The following is a 17379-nucleotide window of genomic DNA, read 5'->3' on the forward strand; positions in this document are numbered from 1 at the left end:
GCAAGACATTCAAATGTTAAAGAAAAGAAGCGTTAGCCATTACGAGGAGTATCTTTGTGTTGTCCTTGAGCAAGTAAAACAACGATGATGCAAAGCACAATAAAGGACAAAACAAAAGAAGGCGCTTTAATCAGCCAGAAGAGAGAGAGCCCGCAGATCAAAGCGTTTTTGATAGGCCCATTCTTAGCATAATAGCTCTGAAGATTTTGCAGTACAGCTAAGATTTCTGGATAAAAACCAAGAACTATCCCGGAGGCAACGAATAATCCTCCAACCCAAGACACACAGTTCGCTATAATCCCAAAGACAATCAAAGCGCCGCTTATTGCCTCGCGTGCGTGTCGAGATAAGAATCTCTTCATTCCCCCAACTTTAGGACTGGCGTGCAAATCACGTACTTTTTGTTTGAATGAACCAAACTTAGAGGACGATGGTTCTTGTGAGGGGCTCTCTTTTTGCATCTCGTCCGCCATAAGCCATACCTGATTTTTTTCTTTTTATTAAACTAATCTCGTATTAAACAATTATCAAAAGATAATTTAAATATAAACATGAAAAACTCTTTAATTTGTTTTTCTTCTTGAAACGCAACGACTTCTGGCAACCTCTTTGTTTTCTGGGTCTACGATAAAAATATAATCTCCTGCGCTCCCTAATGTATAATCAAAAACCTTCTTATTGAGTAATGGAAGTAAATTATATCGATGAAGAATGACTTGCGTCTTGTCTTGTAATTCTGTACGAAAATCTGTCCTTGTTTTGAAAATTTCTAAGGCTGCAGCTTGCCCGTATGTTTTCACCGCAAGTTCTTGTTGCCGAGCACTTTCCCACACCTCTTGGCGAACCTGCTCTAACTCTTTGTAAGCGTTCGAATCGCACACAAAAGCCTGAAGAATCACAGGATCTGCAAAAAGAAGATTTAACCTGCCCTGGTTGGTGTTTTTCTCCTCATAATGCAGAAAATGCAATAAAGAACGGGTTCCCTTGGCGCCCTTTAACATGGCGTATAACCACTCTGCTTCCTCAGGAGGCAACACTAAGGTCTCTATACAATCAGCTCCAAGTTCCCGAGCTCGGGTACTAATGATCTCCTTCCGATCAAGCAAAGCCTGCATAACTCGGTACTCCGCTCCCGCTGGAATCACTCCGGACTGAACGTATAGCGAGTGTAATAATCGCGCAAAAATGGCATATGCCGAAAGAGAATCCCCATAATTTTCCGGAGATCCCTTAAGAAACAAATAAAGATTGAATCTAGAATTATTGGGAGGACGAGAAAAAGGCACCTCCAACAAACGATAGCGTTTCTGTCGGACAATTATGCTATCCCGTTCTTTCTCTTGCGAATACCCCTCTTCTCTTTTCGTTAGAGAGGACAACCGCTTATTTTTATCCCTATAGCTCACTTCAGAAATAGCCGATCGCTGCGCAGAAAACACTACTTCGTCCTTTTCTACTTGTTGGGAATAAGAGACTCTCCTACGTGCCCCAGCAGCATCTAGAGATACCACAGTCAGCAACGAAGTTAAACAGAGTAACGTAAAAAGAAAATGCATACGCCCTAGCCTCCTACTGCAAAAACATAGAAAAGGGTTCTTGGGGACAAAGTCCCAACCTTCCTTACCAAGGTCAGACACACCCGCTCTCTCTTTCCCCCACATTCCTGCTGCCGAACGACTTTCCATTCTGCAGAAAGCACCTGTGTCCACAAAGGCAGGATTTCCTGGCGATCCTCCTCCCTCTCACTCGCTATCACTAAGGAGAGCGTTTGCTCCGTCGGATCATAGAGAAACCTCCCCCGAACAACTCCGGCTAAATCGGGATCAATATATACTCCTCGATCAAAGGAAAAAACCAGTTCATTTCCTTCTTCAAGGACAAAGGTTGATAAAAACACATCTCTAAGTAGACGGTAATTTTTTGCATCAAGGAGAAAGGTTTTGTAAGAGCGCTCCTTCTCTTTATGAGATACCCATATCCGCCGCGTCCAATACCCTAAAGATCCTAGTAATAAGCTAATAAGCACACAGGCAACCAAACATTCGGAAAGAAGAAAAGAACGTCTCTCTTTTATCTTTCTAAGCATAAACACCTCTGCACAGTGGCTCCTTTTTTCTGTCCAGGGAAGATATCCACCGTAACATCCACCGAGCACAAAAGAAGTAGCCCTTCCGCATTACGTTTCTCCTGTCGAGGGGTTATTATATAGTTGTAGGGGACTTTAATAGCCTCTCCTTGACTAGTATACAAATAGACTCCCTCCAGCTCTCCCTCCCCCTGAAGAGAAAACGTCCCAACTTCCATCTGTCGAAGGAGCTGATCCTCGACAGCGAAAAAACAGTGATCTATCAACGCGGGAAGTTGTAAACGAAAAATATCTCTTTCAAACGAATGGGTTAGCCGGGTATAAAAAAACACACTAGGGAGCAGTACTGTGCAAAGAAGAGAAAGAGAAAGCAGTACCTCCACCAATAAAAAACAGCGTTTTCGTTGGAAGGTCATGCTGTTCCCTTATCCTCGTTGCTCATTTCTTATCTTTCTGGATAACACCACAATGTCATCCCCTCGATCGTTCAGTTTGACAATGAGATCCTCTCCCCAGGCATCTTTAAGAAGTTTTTTTCCTTCTTTACACCATGCAGAATTTTCTAAGAGGGATTCCTTATTCGCAATGACTTCTTTTAACGATAAGTTCCCGGAAGCATACTCCATCATAAGAACGTCGTAGACTCGAGCGCAATTTTGCTCTGTTTGGAAGACTTTTCCTTTTTGCAAGCTTCCCCGCATATTAAATGCCAAAGCCCCGCCGATAATGCCTATGAGCGTAATCACAACCATCATTTCAATTAATGTGATCGCTTGTTTTCTTTTTTTTGTTTTCACCACAGTCTCTCTCCTATAGTTAAAACGTTTGAATACCATTTGTTAACGGAAGAAGTATAGATAGCATGATCAGTCCAATGAACCCTCCTAGTAATATAAGAACGATTGGCTGACACCATGCCGTTAGCCAAGTTAAAACCCTTTGAATATCCTCGTTATAAATCTGTGCAATATGCGCAAATACTACTGATAGATCCCCGGATTCTTCTCCTAGAGCAACCATCCCTATCACTAGTTTAGGAGTCCATGAACACCGGGATAACTCACGACTTAAAGAGCCCCCACGAATCACCGCTTGAATCACTTCTTGCAACTCTTCGCGTAGAAAATCCTGAGAGATAGCTCCACACCCTAATGTCAGAGCTTCAATAAGATTTCCTCCTCCCTGCAATACGGCAGAAGTAACGGAACAGAATCGACAAAACCCTACTTTAATCACAAAATTGCGTAAGATAGGGATATGTTTCATTCCGGTTTCGATCGCCTTTCTTCCTACTTGTTTCTTCCAAGCCGAGCGAATAGCGAATCCTCCGCAAATTCCCCCCACCAAAACGAAAAATTTGTATTTACAAAACCAAGTGCTGCACGAGAAAACAGCTCTTGTAAGAGCTGTCATCTCCACATCCTCAAAAGTTTCTTTTAAATAGGGGATAACTCCAACCAAAAAGAACACGATTACCGCACACGAAAACACCAAGAGAATTGCTGGATAACTTAATGCCGCGGAAATGTTTTTGGAGAATTTTTCCTTTTCTTCTAAAACCTTAATGATATTCCTTAGGGCTCCCTCCAGGTTGCCGATGCTCTCTCCTGAACGCACGCTATTTTGATAAAAAGAATCAAAAATTTTTGGGAACCTAGCCAAAGCTTCTGAAAAGGACCCTCCTGAACGCAAGACCTCCATTAAAGAGGTAAGGATCCCAGATAGAGCACGTCCTTGGTACTGATCTCGCAAAGAGGACAGCGCATCGTACAGGGAAATCCCCGAGCCTAACAACAAGGCTAGCTGCTTGGTAAAAATTACCAATTCTGCTGTGGAAATTCGATAGTTTCTCTCGCGGGCCTTACGGATATCCAAGATCTGCGCTCCTTGCGCAACGAGAAGCTCTCGCGCTTCCTGTTGATGAAAAGCCTCTACAAAAGAACGGCGCTTTTTTTCCGATTGATCAAGATATGTGCATAAAAATCTAGCCATACCCGCTCCTATTATTCCGACCGCTTAGCAACCCGCAACACTTCAGAAAGAGTCGTTTCGCCAGCAAGAGCGAGCTCTACTCCATGCTCAAGCAAAGGCTGGTATCCATCTTGCTCTGCTACACTCCGTAAAACATGATAAGGTTTCCCTGAAGCAATCTCAGACCGAAGGGTGGGAGTCACATCGACAAACTCATAAATCCCCTGTCGCCCTTTGTATCCTGAACGGAAGCACTGAGAACACCCCCGACCTTTATACAGGGGCGCGTCAGGATCTTTTCCCAAAGCTTTTAACAAAGCCTGCTCCTGCACGTCTGCTCCACAACGTTCCTTGCAGTGAGAACAAATTTTACGAACCAATCGTTGAGCAACAGCTCCAATCATCGTTGCCGACAATAAATAAGACTCTACCCCCATATCTAACAGACGAGGAATTGCAGAGACAGCATCGTTCGTATGGAGAGTGGAGACCACTAAATGCCCTGTGAGCGCTGCTTGAATAGCGATCTCTGCTGTTTCTTGATCACGAATTTCTCCCACCATCAGAACATCTGGATCCTGTCTTAATAGATGCCGAAGTCCTCTAGAAAAGGTAAGTCCGATTTTAGGTTTGACAGCGATCTGAGCGATCCCAGGAAGTTTATACTCTGGAGGATCTTCTATCGTCATAATATTAGTAAAAGGCCCGGATAGATGTTGTAACACACTATACAACGTTGTCGTCTTTCCGCTCCCTGTGGGCCCTGTAACCAATAAAATACCCTCAGGCACCCCTATTGCCTTTCTAAAAGAAGATTCCATCCTAGGCGGCATACACAGTCCGCGGATGTCTAAAATCACATTACGTTTATCTAATATACGCAACACCACACGCTCCCCATGAATCACGGGGACTGTGCTGACACGCATATCCACCTCTTGTCCTCCCAATTGTAATTTGATACGACCGTCTTGAGGCAATCGGTGTTCCGCAATATCCAGTTTAGCAAGCACCTTAATACGAGTAATAAGCGCTGCTCTAAGATGATTTGGCGGGGCATGGCGATCATGAAGAACCCCGTCTATACGATATCGAATACGCAGAAGATCCTCTATCGGCTCAAAATGAATATCCGATGCACGTTCTTCAATAGCCTCTTTAAAAATCAAGTTTAACAGCCGAACAACCGGAGCACTATTTTCTGGATTTTCAAGGAGCTCTGTCGCATTACTTTCAGACTCTGGGGCACCCTCTTCTTGCATAGAGAGCAGCATCTCAGAAGCCTTCCCCCCTTTATCGCTATAAAGTTTTTGCAGACCACGGACAATTTCTGTTTCTTCTTTAGTAATGATGGTGAGGGGCTTTTGTAAGATCAATCGCACCTCATCCAAAGCTTCTAAAGGGGTCTTTTTCAGATGTCTAGCCAATACGATCTTATCCCCAGCCTCTATAGGCAGTAGGTAATTTTTCTTTAAAAACGAGTAAGGGAGTCGATCCAATAGATCTTGCATAGAACACTTATTCTCGGCCATCATACTCTACCCCTTCCCGAGGACTCTGGGAGTCTTCTCTCCACAGTATGGATTCTTTTCTCTCCATAGCCTGTTTGGCGGCCTGTTTCCCCGACACCAAAGCTTTAAGAAACTCCTCGTTTTCTCCCGGACGAGAGGCTAAAAAGGCGCTCTCTATCTTCTCTTCTTCTTCAACAGGATTATCTAAAATCTTCGGAGTGATAAACATGAACATCTCTGTTTGCGAATCAGAAGTCGTATCCATGCCAAATAATTTCCCTATTCCTGGTAATTCTCCTAAAAAGGGGATACCGTCACGAGAATCCATTGTTTGATTGCACCGCAATCCCCCAATGATTACCGTTTCTCCATCTTGAATTCGCACTTTATTGGTGATATTTCTACGCGTAACATCAGGGCGTTCTGCTTGATTTTTCCCTGTTGAATCAAACGTAATATCTGTCTCTAGAGTAATAAAACTTTTTCCATCGTCCTCCCCAATATTAATGACCGGGAGGATCTTGATCATAATTCCATATTGAGCTCGATTATATTGAGCTTTGTCTTTCTCTGAGGAAACCGCTATCGACATTTCTTCCACAATGGCAATTCTAGCGGGGGTCTGATTCATAGTTACTACAGAAGGACTGGCATTAATGCGCACATCTTCCTGAGCCATAAGAAATTGATAAGCAAAATCATAGCTAGGAACAGCTCCCTTAGCTCCCCCTTTAAATAAAAATTCTAAAATGCCTCCTTTTGACCAAGAAACTGCTTGAGCCCCCTGCTTACAAACCTCCTCTCCTAAACGTAAGAGATTCAACCCGGCTTTCCGCTGACTCGATAGTTTTCTTTCAAAAAGCAAGACCTCTATTCGGACCATTTTTTTCGGAACATCGAGCTTTTTCAATAACATCTTGATTTTGGGCAGAGCTTCTTTCTCTATGACCATAATCAAAGTCCCTGTCTTGGAATCTGCAATGAAGCTTCCATACTTAGCGGAGCCTTCCTTTACAGCTCCTCCGATAGACGTGTCTATGTGTACCGCCAATCCGTTTGAAGTTGACCCGGCTTTATTAGAGGCGAGGCTCATATCACCACTTCCAACACCTCCCGCACCATTTGAAAAAATATCATGGACCTGAGAGAGTAGAGCAGCAAGCTCCTGAGGATCTGAATGTTTGACGTTGTACCAGAAGACCGTTTTGTCTGTAGGGTTCTCAACACCTTCTTCTAATTCCCGAATGAGATCTGCTGCTTTTTGAACAATAGGGAGTGCTCCGCTTAAAAAAAGAGAGCGACCATGATTTTGCAGGGGGACAACCCTTAATCCTACCCCCGCAGTATCTTCTCCTTCCTTAGCAAGGTCTTCTCGAAAAGCTGCCTTTAAAATGGCTAACATTTCAAAAGGTTCTATCTTTGATAAAGAGACTATGCGATGCTCTTGTCGAAGATTATCTGACTGTAAAAATTCATAAATTTTAAGAAGTTCAGTTATCTCATTCACCGTTCCAAACAGCCATATTTTCCCCCCAATAAAATCAATCAATAAGGTGTCGCTGTTTGCAAACTTTCGTAAAGCCTGAACATCCGCTCGTGCGTCTAAATTTTTAGAGGAAAGAACAAAGGCAATATGGGCAGTTGAAGGAAGCGTATCTAGGTCTTGTCTAGCACCGAAAATACCAACAACTCCAGCCTCTTCTCGATTTGTTAAATAGAGTTCTTTGATCCAGGGGCTTACTAGTCTTACCCCAATCCCCAAACGGGCTAATAACAAAGATAAACTCTCTTCAAACCCTTCTTTAGGAACCACCAATTTTGACAAGGCTGTTATTCGCATAGCCCCAACATTTTGGGGAATCAAATAGATGCTTTGTTCATCCCCATAATCACTCACAAGATTGTAAATCGTCGTTTCAGGATGGTTCCAAAGAGCATAATCTTCAGGATCGCCGCCCTTTTCTGATACCTCTGCCGACCACAAATCTTCTAAAGCCCGTACTCGCTGTTTGGCACCAAGCAAACGCTCACGCAAATCGTTCCAGACTTCGGGAGAAGTTTCTCCAAGCGAGCGTAAAGACATCGCTTCATCATACAAGGATTTCAGATGCGCATTTGCATCCTTTAACTCGGCATTAAAGGACGAAAGATGAGCAAAAGGAGCTTGGGCCTCCGTTTTCCCCTCGATAGAAGCAAATTTTTCTGCGATGGTGATGGGAAACACTTGCGAGTCTAAACTTCCCAAACAGAACGCCCCTATGAAACCATAGCACAAAACATTCTTCACTTAAGATCCTCCCCCTACACGAGCACTTTTCGCTCCACCCTCTTGCCCAGAATGGTCTGATAAGGCCGTCTCATTAACCTGCTTTAGTGGCAAAGAAAGCGTTTCAACAACTGTACGCTGAGCATTAAATACATGGCCCTTGAAGACAAACTCCCCAGCCTCTTTATCTATTTTTTCAAAAACTAAAAGAGGGCTGCGGATCTTCCCTGACAGGTATTCTTCTAACTGCCTTTTTGAGGTTACCCGCTCCCATTGCTTACCTGTATAGATCACCCAATCATCAGGAGAAAGAACCAAGCGGTCTTTACCTGCCATGATAATGGGACGCGACCAAGTCCGCATACCAATGAAAGAAAATTCTTTCGCCAACTCCGCTATTTCAATAGGAGATGGGACCTGTTTCACTAATGTGATTTGCTGACTCATTAACCCGTCGACACTCCACAGCTCAATCACCATCATTCGGTCGTCTATACGCTTTACTTCAAGGAGCGGAACTTTTGTTCCTTCTCCTAAGAAGGCCCCATAAGGGACCCACCGATCGCTATCCCATAAAAGCACATCCCCAACAGTCAGATATTGACTATAGGGCTCTCCAGACAAAGACTCGAAGTCCACTCGCTCTTTTGCTGCCTGCACGACATAATCAGAGCCTCCATGCATCAATAAAAATTTATCTCCGCCAATACAGCGTATGCGCTGCTTCACAGCAATACTAGGCTCTACTCGCATCCCGCCGATCTCCCAAGATTGAGAATGTTTTGGAGCTAGGGATAGGGAAAATTGCGCCCGCTCTTTAGGAGATGCGATCACTCCACCTAAAACCCCGTTCATCCGAACAGAAACCTCCACAGAACGTCCATCTACACTAGGGCGACACTCTAACCACAAAGAGGTGTGCTCAGAACTAAATGCCCAGGTTCCTTCGTTTGGGTCTTGTTTAAGAAAAACCCTCTCTCCTAAAGAAATTTCCCGGGTTTCGTGGGCAAGCGCCAATTCTAAAAAAAATTTGCCAGCCTGCGCATCTGGTCGCCGGTTACACCCGAGGAATAAAATGTGTTTGCGCAAATCAGGAAGTTCTTCCTTTATAGAAAAATCTTGTAGCGCCCAAGCTCCCGTACTCACAGAAGAAGTCTCCGCTGCTATGAGAGGGCCGCATACTCCGAAGATCGCGCCTAGCAAAGAGACGATCCTCACCCGCTGATAAAAAAACAAACAAAGTCGGCGCATAACAACAAATAAACAAAAAAAGAACTGTATAAAGTAACTGATTCGAGGAAAAAAATCAATTCTTTACAAAAACACAAGAAAAGCCGCTTTTTTGTTTTTTAAACGCAAAAACGACTTTTATATGAAATTAAATGATAATTATCTCTGACGGGACTTGGCGATTTGTTAAATTTAAATTTTCATTAACACCAATCATGATAGTATCTTCAATGCGGATTCCCCCTACCCCAGGGAAATACACCCCAGGCTCCACTGTCACCATCATATTATGTTGTAATTTCGCATCCGAAGAAGGCGATAAGCGGGGGTATTCATGGACCTCTCTGCCTACACCATGTCCTAGCCCATGAATAAACGCTTTCTCTAGCCCATATTCTCGAAGAACTCGCACAGCCTCCTCATGGACCGCACGACAAGAAACCCCTTCTCGGCAAAACTCTATCGCTAGACGCTGAGCTTCGGCAACAGCAACATACCCGTCCAATAGTTGCTGTTCTGGAGCTTCCCCGAAAGCAACCGTTCGAGTCATATCCGAACAATACCCCTCATAGCAAACTCCAATATCAATTAAGACAACATCCCCCTTCTTCAATGCACGATCTGTAGGGATCGCGTGAGGAAACGCCGCATTCTCTCCAAAAGCAATTATCGGTGGGAAAGAAAGTTTTTCTATACCGAGATTCGCCCAAAAGACATGAAGTAACCGCACTAACTCTTTTTCGGTAATATTGGGACGTAAAGCTGCCAATATGAAATCATACCCAGCAGAACCTATTTCCGCCGCACGCATCATCTTTTGGATTTCGTCAGCACTTTTCACGCTGCGGAGCTTCTCTATCACCAAACTTTGCGGAACAAACGAAGGGCTACTAAGCATACGTTTTTGTCCGATACCGAAAGAAGTATACCCACTATCAAACCCTACTGCCTGTAATCCCCTTCTTTCGATATACGCGAATAATTCTTGCTCCATATTTCCGGAACAAACAACTAGCGTAACATCGTTTATACGAGCATAGAGATCCCGATCCAAAGGAGAAACAAACAACACAACCTCATCACGAGAAATTAATAGAGCTCCTGACCGCGCCTGATCTCGCAGGAAATAACTTATATCCTCGTCTTTCTCTACTAAAAAAGCATCGAGAGCATAATCTGCTAAAGAGCTCTGGAGTCGCATGATCGGATGTTGATTCATTCCTATCTCCTACATAAAATCTTCATCCAAAAGTACCCGACGGATCGTCTCTCCGTCAAACGCTTTTTCGGGTTTCCCCATTTGCCACAATATCTGTAACCAGGAATGATCAAATGTTCGCGCCTGTTTAGAAAAAACCATTTTTTGCACAGTATTTTCCACAAGCTGTTTAAAAGATTCTGTCACCTGAACCATTCCCTCCTGAGCTAAGGAGATAATCCATGCTTTTAATTCCTCTTCTTGAACAAACGGCGGGGCGCTTTCTATGGCAAAACTATCAGGACCAATTCGACACAATTCAATTCCCTGTGCAAGGAGAGATTCTAGGTGTTCTTGTACAAAATCCGCTTCTAACTGGGTCATTTGTATAGTTGGGGGAACGAGAAAAGTTTGACAGGCTACACGCGACTCAGACTGTTTGGACACCAAGGATACATAAAATAAGTGCTTGCGGGCAGCCTGCGCAAATACGGCATGCACCCCTTCAGAATCTTCGGCCAAAATCACTTTCCCTAGAGAGGCGAGAAAACGAACCTTCTCTACCACAGGAAGACAAAAATTTTCTTGGTTCCGATACAAAGTCTCCGAGGAGTTTGTTGTTGCAAGAAGGTGCTGTTGAAAGTTCGGACAAGAGAGTGAAGCGGGAGGCTTTATAGGTTGGATAGCCGGAATCTCTAATCTCCTAGGCTCTATTACGACGCTCCCCTGGATATCCTCTGCTACTGGCTTCTCTGGAGAGGGCGTGCAGCTCAATAACGCTTCAGAAACGGCCTCTACAAGAAGAGCTCCTATTTTCCCCTCTTGTAACAATCGAACCTCTGTTTTTTGAGGATGCACATTAAAATCGCACCACATAGGAGGAATTGAGAGTTTTAATACAAATACCGGATAGTGCTGCGCTGGGAGCATCCATGAATAGGCTTCTGTAATCTTTTTAGATAAGAAAGCAGATTCCACTGCGCGGTTGTTAATGAACAACCGCTGACCTTGTCTTGTAGACCGGTGTATACTCGGAGCTCCTAAAAATCCTGTCAGATGAAGCTCGTGCTGTTGTTTGTCGATGAAGAAAGATTCTTTAATAAAAGCCTCCCCCATCACCAAGGCTACACGCTCTTCAAACCCTAGTCTCTTAGCTACATGTAATTCCTGCCGCCGCTCACTGATCCAAGTCCAACCAATACCCTCGGTAGAAAGAATACTGTTTTCCAGCAATCGTCGAATAGCCAACCGATCCATTTGAGAAGATTTTTGAAACGACTGCCGCATAGGAACATTATAAAAAAGAGAGTTTACCGAAATCGTCGTTCCTGGTTGCCTGGGGCAAGCCTCGCAACAAACCGGTTCGCCTTTTTCGATCATGGTTTTAGACCCAGGACCCTGTGCTCTTGCTGTGTGAATTTCCATTTTGGAAATAGAAGCGATTGCAGGTAAAGCTTCTCCTCGGAATCCAAAACTAGCGAGAGAAAAAATATCCGTAAAATGGACTATCTTCGATGTTGCATGACGCTGGATAGCCACTGAGACCTCCTCAGGATCCATACCAGAGCCATTATCTCGGACGATGATCTGTCCTCTCCCACCTCCAAGAGTTTCTATACTCACTTCATCTGCGCCAGCATCCAAAGCATTCTCTATCAACTCTTTAACCACAGAAGCTGCATTTTCTATAACTTCACCAGCTGCAATCTGGTTAACGGTTGCACTATCCAACAATCGAATTCGAGAAGACGACAATGACACAACGGATCTCCGCTCTATTAAGACATTAATGAAAAAGAGACAGTGCGAGAGAAAGTGTGGCATCCACTCTTTCTCTCGCGCAGAAGGAACAGTACTGTCTACCCACAAAAAAAGCAAGGTAACGACTAACGGTTCTTCTTGCAGTTAACTAACGTAAAAAGAATTAGTTATCGCTATTTAAAATCATAGATTAAAAAGTTTTTATTAATCGGCGCTGTTAAATCAATTCGATCGAGTTTAATATTGTTAGTAAGAATTGTTGTTTTTTTATTTTTTAGGAATTATCGCGATGAGCACCCCATCTTCTAATAATTCTAAAAAACCTTCGGCCTCTTTTAATAAAAAATCACGCAGCCGCCTGGCCGAGATTGCTGCACAGAAAAAAGCTAAAGCTGAAGATTTAGAGCAAAAGTATCCTGTTCCTACCGAAGAGGAAACAAAAAAAGTTTTAATGGAAATTTTGCAAGGGTTGAGTGACGGGCTCACTCTTCAACAAATTTTAGGTCTTTCCGACGTACTCCTAGAAGAGATCTACACTGTCGCCTACACTTTCTACTCCCAAGGAAAATATCAAGAAGCCATCGGTCTTTTCCAAATTTTAACAGCATCTAAACCGCAGTGCTATAAATATATCCTAGGTCTGAGCTCTTGCTATCATCAATTGAAAATGTACGATGAAGCAGCTTTTGGGTTTTTCCTCGCTTTTGATGCCCAACCAGAAAACCCCATTCCCCCTTACTACATTGCAGATAGCTTAATGAAGCTCGATCAACCTGAAGAGTCTCAGGATTTTCTAGATATCACTATCGATATGTGCAAAAACAAACCCGAATACAAAGTTCTTAAAGAGCGCTGCAGCATCATGAAGCAGTCTTTGGATGCGCTCTTGAAAAAAGAAAAGAAAGCGTCTGCCAAAAGCTCTGAACCCAAATCTTCTACTTCTAAGGCATCAAAGACTAAAAAAGCTGCTCCTAACAAGAAAAAAGCAAAGTAAAGAAGCAAGGCCCTAGCTATGAGTAAAAAACACAAACCCAAAAAAGCTCTCTCTTCTTCTAAGCCTCAGGTAGATGCACACCTTTTAAAGAAGGACAGCTCAGCTTTGCAGGAATTGCAAAATGTGATGATTTCCTTTTCGCAAGACTTACCTTTGGCTCAGATGCTTTCTGAAATCCAAGATGAGAAGCAGTTAGCTAAGATGATAGCGGCCTTAAGCGGAATGCTGGACTCTTTACCTATAGAAGCCTTAACAAAAGGGATTTTGAATAACCCTAATGAAGAGGCGCAGCTTTCTCAAGAAATTTCCAACATATTCCTTGGCTTAAAACACCTAACCGAAGCCGTGAATAAACATGTGAGTGATGAGAAGTAATTTTTTCATCTTACAAAGAGTTTTGGAGAGGTTATATGTCCATTTCATCTTCTTCGTCTTCTGACAACAACAATCTGAAGAACGTTTTATCTCAAGTCATTGCGTCGACCCCGCAAGGCGTTCCGAATGCAGATATGCTGACAGGGAATCAGGTTAAGCAGGTTCAACAGACTAGACAAAATCGAGACGACCTGAGCATGGAAAGCGATTCTGCTGTCGCTGGAACTGCTGGGAAAGATCGTGCTTCCTCCGTTTCTCAAATGGAGGGACAAGAAGCCATTGAACAGCAGGGCTTAGCTGCTGGAAAAGAAACCGCATCCGCGAGCACAGCATCGCTAACTCAAAGCCCCTCTACAGGAGCGGCTTCGCAAAAACGCATCGAAGATGCCAGCAAATCTTTAGAACTCTCTTCTTTAAGCTCTCTCTCATCTGTTGACGCAGCGCAATTGCAAGAAATTCAAAACATTATATTCTCGGCAGCAGGCCCTGCTAACGAAGCTTCTTTGAAAAACTTAGAGACTCCGGGGCTGCCAAAACCGTCAACGACACCTCGCCAGGAAGTCATGGAAATCAGCTTGGCTTTAGCGAAAGCTATTAGTGCCCTTGGCGAATCCACGCAAGCTGCTTTAGAGAACTTCCAAAGTACGCAAGTGCAGGCTTCGAATACGAATAAAATGTCTCTGGAATCTCAAGGGCTCAAAATTGACAAAGAACGCCAAGAGTTCCAAAAAATGCAGGAGATCCAAAAAAAGGTTGGCGACAACGCTACGATGGACACTGTCAACAAAGTGATGATCGGAATAACTGTCGCTATTACCGTCATCTCTGTTGTCGCGGCGCTATTCACCTGCGGGCTTGGACTAATTGGAACGGCAGCAGCAGGAGCTACAGCAGCAGCTACAGGGGCAGCAGCAGGAGCTACAGCAGCAACAACCGCAGCAACCTCTGTAGCCACAACGGTTGCTACGCAGGTTACTATGCAAGCGGTCGTGCAAGTAGTTAAGCAAGCCATCGTTCAAGCGGTCAAGCAGGCTATTGTTCAAGCCATCAAACAAGGGATTAAACAAGGGATCAAACAAGCCATCAAACAGGCTATCAAAGCTGCCGTTAAAACCCTTGCTAAAAACATCAGCAAAATTTTCTCTTCAGGGAAAAATGCTCTCAGCAAATCCTTCCCTAAACTGTCCAAAGTGATCAACACCTTGGGAAGTAAATGGGTGACCATGGGAGTAGGAGCCCTCACAGCGGTTCCCCAACTCATATCGGGGATTGGAGGCATCCAGCTATCGGATATGCAAAAAGATCTTGCGAAGATTCAAAAAGAGGTCGGAGCGCTTACCGCGCAGTCCGAAATGATGAAAGCTTTCACATTATTCTGGCAACAAGCAAGTAAAATTGCAGCCAAACAGACTGAAAGCCCTAGCGAAACACAACAGCAAGCAGCCAAAACTGGAGCTCAGGTAGCCAAAGCTTTGTCTGCCATCAGTGGTGCCTTAGCCGCTGCAGCGTAATTATTAACTTTTTGATGGAGATCGTGTGTTATGACAACAGGAGTACGTGGAGATAATACTCCAGATCCCTCATTGTTAGCCCAACTCACCCAAAATGCTAACTCAACATCCGCAAATGCAACTGGGAAAAATGGTGCTGCCGCCCAAACAAACCAAGCGGATGCTGAAGCTAGCTTCGAGGACTTGATCAACGAGTCCCAAGGGTCAGGGAAAACCAAAAAAGCAACTACTAGTCAAACATCAAAAAGCAGCAAAAGCGAAAAAGCACAGAAAAGTAGCGCGTCATCAACAACTACATCCGTGGCTCAATCTAGCCAAACTGCTACAGCCCAGGCTGTACGCGCTGCAAGAGATTCTGGTTTCAACAGCGATGGATCTGCATCCCTGCCTTCTCCGTCCGGAACCGAGGTAAACGGAGTTGTTTTAAAAAAGAATATGGGTACGCTCGCGCTTATGGGGCTAATTATGACCCTGCTAGCACAAGCAAGCGCCAAGTCTTGGTCTTCTTCTTTCCAACAACAAAACCAAGCCATTCAAAACCAAGTAGCCATGGCTCCGGAGATTGGGAATGCTATTCGAACACAAGCAAACCATCAGGCTCAAGCAACAGAATTACAAGCTAAACAGAGCTTAATTTCTGGGATCACCAACATCGTAGGATTTGCAGTTTCGGTAGGAGGGGGGATCTTATCCGCAGCCAAAAGCTTAGGTGGATTGAAATCTGCAGCTTTTACCAATGAAACCGCATCAGCTGCAAGTTCTGCTGCAAGTTCTGCTGCCAAAGCAGCTACCAGTACCCTGGATGATGTCGCGAGCGCTGCTGCCACTGCCGGAACTAAAGCCGCTTCAGGAGCAACCTCTGCTGCCTCGTCTGCGGCAACAAAGCTTACTCAAAGCATGGCCGAAACTGCCTCAGAAACTCTTTCTAAAACAGCAAGCAACGCAAGCAGAGGTTTGTTCGGAAAAGCATTGAATACCCCCAACTGGTCCGAAAAACTATCTCGTGGAATGAACGTGGTAAAAACGCAAGGAACTCGTGCCGCTCAATTTGCAGGGCGGGCGCTCTCACAAGCTATGAGCATCTCACAAATGGTTCATGGGCTAACTGCTGGTATTGATGGGATTGCAGGGGGAATCATTGGGGCTCAAGTAGCTCAGGAACAAAGAGCGGCAGGAATGGCAGAAGCTCGTGCAGAAGAACTGAAATCTCTTAACTCCGTCCAATCACAATATGCTGCCCAAGCCCAACAGCTCCAAGAACAATCTCAACAAAGTTTTAACTCCGCACTTCAGACTCTTCAAAGTATCTCGGATTCTCAGCTACAAACCACGTCATCGATGTTTAACTAATTCCTAATGCGCTTTGAGACAAAATAGCCCGTAAGAGTTTTCTCTCTTACGGGCTTTTTTTTACTCCGAAGAGAGCACATATCCTTGGCGAAATTCCTCATGGTAGATCATTCGGCATCCCAAGACCATGAACCCCACAGCAAATAGCAGTCCTGGAGGGAACTTTTCTCCAAGAAGCAGCCAGCCAAAAAAGCTAGCAAACAAAGGCATTACCAAATTACAGAAGGATAAAAATGTAGAGGAAAACGACCTTAGCAACCTTGCGAACAGGTTATAACAAATCAAATTCGAAAAGATAACCAAAGCGCCTATCGCTTGCAAAAATAACAACGGCTTTTCTACTGGCAAAGGATTCCACACTTCGACCATCGCGGAGTGCATTAACGATAAAACTCCAGAGATAACCATGGCATAGGCATTGACTGCTGTATTAGACAAAGACTCACATCTTCGACTTAGCTTTCTAAGTAAAGTCCACCCATAAGAAGAAAGGCATGTCGCTGCTATCAACAGCAATTCTGGAAGTCCCAACTGCCATCCCCACGCGGAGATATCTTCACCCCCACCAAAAAGCAAGTACACAAGATAACTCACTAATCCTAAACTCAATCCCCCTAATTTTTTCCAAGTAACCACTTCTCTGAGCTGAATATAGGAACAAAAAGCTGCGGTAAAAGGAGAAAATCCGTAAATAAAACACGCCTTAGACGACGAGAGCCCCTGTAATCCAATAAATTCTAAAACATTGGCTAAGTAGAACCCAATTACAGCGAGCAACAAAACAGGCACAATTGCCTGCCGCGGCAAACGAAGCGACTCTCTTTTGCTAATCAAAAGCCCAAAAAGAACCACCCCAGCCAACACCATCCGACTTCCAGTAACGAATAAAGGTGCTGCGGCCTCCATTGCGAATTTGCTTAAAGCAAACGAAGAAGACCAGATAAAGGCGTTAAGGAAAATTAAGAAAATAGCCATGTTTTTGAACACAAAAATTTCAAAGCCACAAAACGAACAACATTTTTCCCTACAACAATAAGGGCCGTTGTCAACATCTCAGACCCATTCTATGGGACAAATACAACCTGTTGTTAGTCGTGTACTAAAAAAACGCTTCCATTGTAGGGAA

General features: G+C 44.1%; 16 protein-coding genes. 4 read left to right on the plus strand and 12 right to left on the minus strand.

The annotated features are described in order from the left end of the window. Positions 1-32: 32 nt before the first annotated feature. From B6E89_RS03085 to mutL, 11 genes are all read right to left on the minus strand, one after another. Positions 33-473, minus strand: coding sequence for a hypothetical protein (locus tag B6E89_RS03085; protein WP_080121565.1), 441 nt, complete (start codon positions 471-473; stop codon positions 33-35). 90 nt (positions 474-563) lie between these two features. Then, complete coding sequence (locus tag B6E89_RS03090; protein WP_080133123.1) at positions 564-1556, minus strand: hypothetical protein; 993 nt, start codon at positions 1554-1556, stop codon at positions 564-566. 5 nt (positions 1557-1561) lie between these two features. After that, entirely contained in the window at positions 1562-2086 is a 525-nt protein-coding gene (locus tag B6E89_RS03095; RefSeq protein ID WP_080125616.1) for a DUF1494 domain-containing protein, read from the minus strand. After that, complete coding sequence (locus tag B6E89_RS03100; RefSeq protein ID WP_080121568.1) at positions 2071-2502, minus strand: hypothetical protein; 432 nt, start codon at positions 2500-2502, stop codon at positions 2071-2073. The genes B6E89_RS03095 and B6E89_RS03100 overlap by 16 nt, the downstream gene beginning before the upstream one ends. Before the next feature lie 9 nt (positions 2503-2511). Continuing rightward, positions 2512-2886: a type II secretion system protein gene (locus B6E89_RS03105; RefSeq protein ID WP_172820140.1), complete on the minus strand. Its 375-nt coding sequence runs from the start codon at positions 2884-2886 to the stop codon at positions 2512-2514. 16 nt (positions 2887-2902) lie between these two features. Then, entirely contained in the window at positions 2903-4078 is a 1176-nt protein-coding gene (locus B6E89_RS03110) for a type II secretion system F family protein (protein ID WP_080126718.1), read from the minus strand. A gap of 11 nt (positions 4079-4089) precedes the next feature. Continuing rightward, positions 4090-5592: a GspE/PulE family protein gene (locus tag B6E89_RS03115; protein ID WP_099156072.1), complete on the minus strand. Its 1503-nt coding sequence runs from the start codon at positions 5590-5592 to the stop codon at positions 4090-4092. Beyond that, positions 5576-7855 carry a type II secretion system protein GspD gene (locus tag B6E89_RS03120; protein ID WP_080133124.1) on the minus strand — a complete coding sequence of 760 codons (2280 nt, stop codon included), beginning with the start codon at positions 7853-7855 and terminating at the stop codon, positions 5576-5578. Before B6E89_RS03120 ends, B6E89_RS03115 begins: the two co-directional genes overlap by 17 nt. Next, entirely contained in the window at positions 7856-9085 is a 1230-nt protein-coding gene (locus B6E89_RS03125; protein ID WP_080133125.1) for a hypothetical protein, read from the minus strand. A gap of 127 nt (positions 9086-9212) precedes the next feature. After that, a complete protein-coding gene (locus B6E89_RS03130) occupies positions 9213-10283 on the minus strand; it encodes a M24 family metallopeptidase (RefSeq protein WP_080133126.1) in 1071 nt (356 codons plus the stop codon). Positions 10284-10292: 9 nt separating this feature from the next. Beyond that, positions 10293-12023, minus strand: coding sequence for a DNA mismatch repair endonuclease MutL (gene mutL / locus B6E89_RS03135; RefSeq protein WP_080124605.1), 1731 nt, complete (start codon positions 12021-12023; stop codon positions 10293-10295). Between the two features lie 289 nt (positions 12024-12312). Here mutL and B6E89_RS03140 point away from each other — a divergent pair, with 289 nt between their 5' ends. Genes B6E89_RS03140 through sctE form a run of 4 tightly spaced genes read left to right on the plus strand, consistent with a single transcriptional unit; the run spans position 12313 to position 16253 of the window. Beyond that, positions 12313-13017: a SycD/LcrH family type III secretion system chaperone gene (locus B6E89_RS03140; RefSeq protein ID WP_035407086.1), complete on the plus strand. Its 705-nt coding sequence runs from the start codon at positions 12313-12315 to the stop codon at positions 13015-13017. A gap of 18 nt (positions 13018-13035) precedes the next feature. After that, complete coding sequence (locus B6E89_RS03145) at positions 13036-13392, plus strand: hypothetical protein (RefSeq protein ID WP_080124455.1); 357 nt, start codon at positions 13036-13038, stop codon at positions 13390-13392. Between the two features lie 35 nt (positions 13393-13427). Beyond that, a complete protein-coding gene (locus tag B6E89_RS03150) occupies positions 13428-14903 on the plus strand; it encodes a secretion system protein (protein ID WP_080133127.1) in 1476 nt (491 codons plus the stop codon). Positions 14904-14933: 30 nt separating this feature from the next. After that, entirely contained in the window at positions 14934-16253 is a 1320-nt protein-coding gene (sctE, locus tag B6E89_RS03155; RefSeq protein WP_080133128.1) for a type III secretion system translocon subunit SseC family protein, read from the plus strand. A gap of 60 nt (positions 16254-16313) precedes the next feature. On the opposite strand, the gene B6E89_RS03160 is transcribed toward sctE, so the two are convergent. Then, positions 16314-17228, minus strand: coding sequence for an S-adenosylmethionine/S-adenosylhomocysteine transporter (locus tag B6E89_RS03160; protein ID WP_080123882.1), 915 nt, complete (start codon positions 17226-17228; stop codon positions 16314-16316). Positions 17229-17379: the final 151 nt, after the last annotated feature.

The organism is Chlamydia suis, from assembly GCF_900169085.1.
Taxonomy (GTDB): Bacteria; Chlamydiota; Chlamydiia; order Chlamydiales; family Chlamydiaceae; genus Chlamydia; species Chlamydia suis.

Bases quoted from the DNA above. Each gene is read 5' to 3' on its own strand.
- B6E89_RS03150 (WP_080133127.1), top strand. From the start codon at position 13,428: ATGTCCATTTCATCTTCTTCGTCTTCTGACAACAACAATCTGAAGAAC.
- B6E89_RS03130 (WP_080133126.1), bottom strand. From the start codon at position 10,283: ATGAATCAACATCCGATCATGCGACTCCAGAGCTCTTTAGCAGATTAT.
- B6E89_RS03140 (WP_035407086.1), top strand. From the start codon at position 12,313: ATGAGCACCCCATCTTCTAATAATTCTAAAAAACCTTCGGCCTCTTTT.
- B6E89_RS03115 (WP_099156072.1), bottom strand. From the start codon at position 5,592: ATGATGGCCGAGAATAAGTGTTCTATGCAAGATCTATTGGATCGACTC.
- B6E89_RS03145 (WP_080124455.1), top strand. From the start codon at position 13,036: ATGAGTAAAAAACACAAACCCAAAAAAGCTCTCTCTTCTTCTAAGCCT.
- B6E89_RS03095 (WP_080125616.1), bottom strand. From the start codon at position 2,086: ATGCTTAGAAAGATAAAAGAGAGACGTTCTTTTCTTCTTTCCGAATGT.
- B6E89_RS03100 (WP_080121568.1), bottom strand. From the start codon at position 2,502: ATGACCTTCCAACGAAAACGCTGTTTTTTATTGGTGGAGGTACTGCTT.
- B6E89_RS03085 (WP_080121565.1), bottom strand. From the start codon at position 473: ATGGCGGACGAGATGCAAAAAGAGAGCCCCTCACAAGAACCATCGTCC.
- B6E89_RS03160 (WP_080123882.1), bottom strand. From the start codon at position 17,228: ATGGCTATTTTCTTAATTTTCCTTAACGCCTTTATCTGGTCTTCTTCG.
- B6E89_RS03090 (WP_080133123.1), bottom strand. From the start codon at position 1,556: ATGCATTTTCTTTTTACGTTACTCTGTTTAACTTCGTTGCTGACTGTG.
- B6E89_RS03110 (WP_080126718.1), bottom strand. From the start codon at position 4,078: ATGGCTAGATTTTTATGCACATATCTTGATCAATCGGAAAAAAAGCGC.
- sctE (WP_080133128.1), top strand. From the start codon at position 14,934: ATGACAACAGGAGTACGTGGAGATAATACTCCAGATCCCTCATTGTTA.
- B6E89_RS03125 (WP_080133125.1), bottom strand. From the start codon at position 9,085: ATGCGCCGACTTTGTTTGTTTTTTTATCAGCGGGTGAGGATCGTCTCT.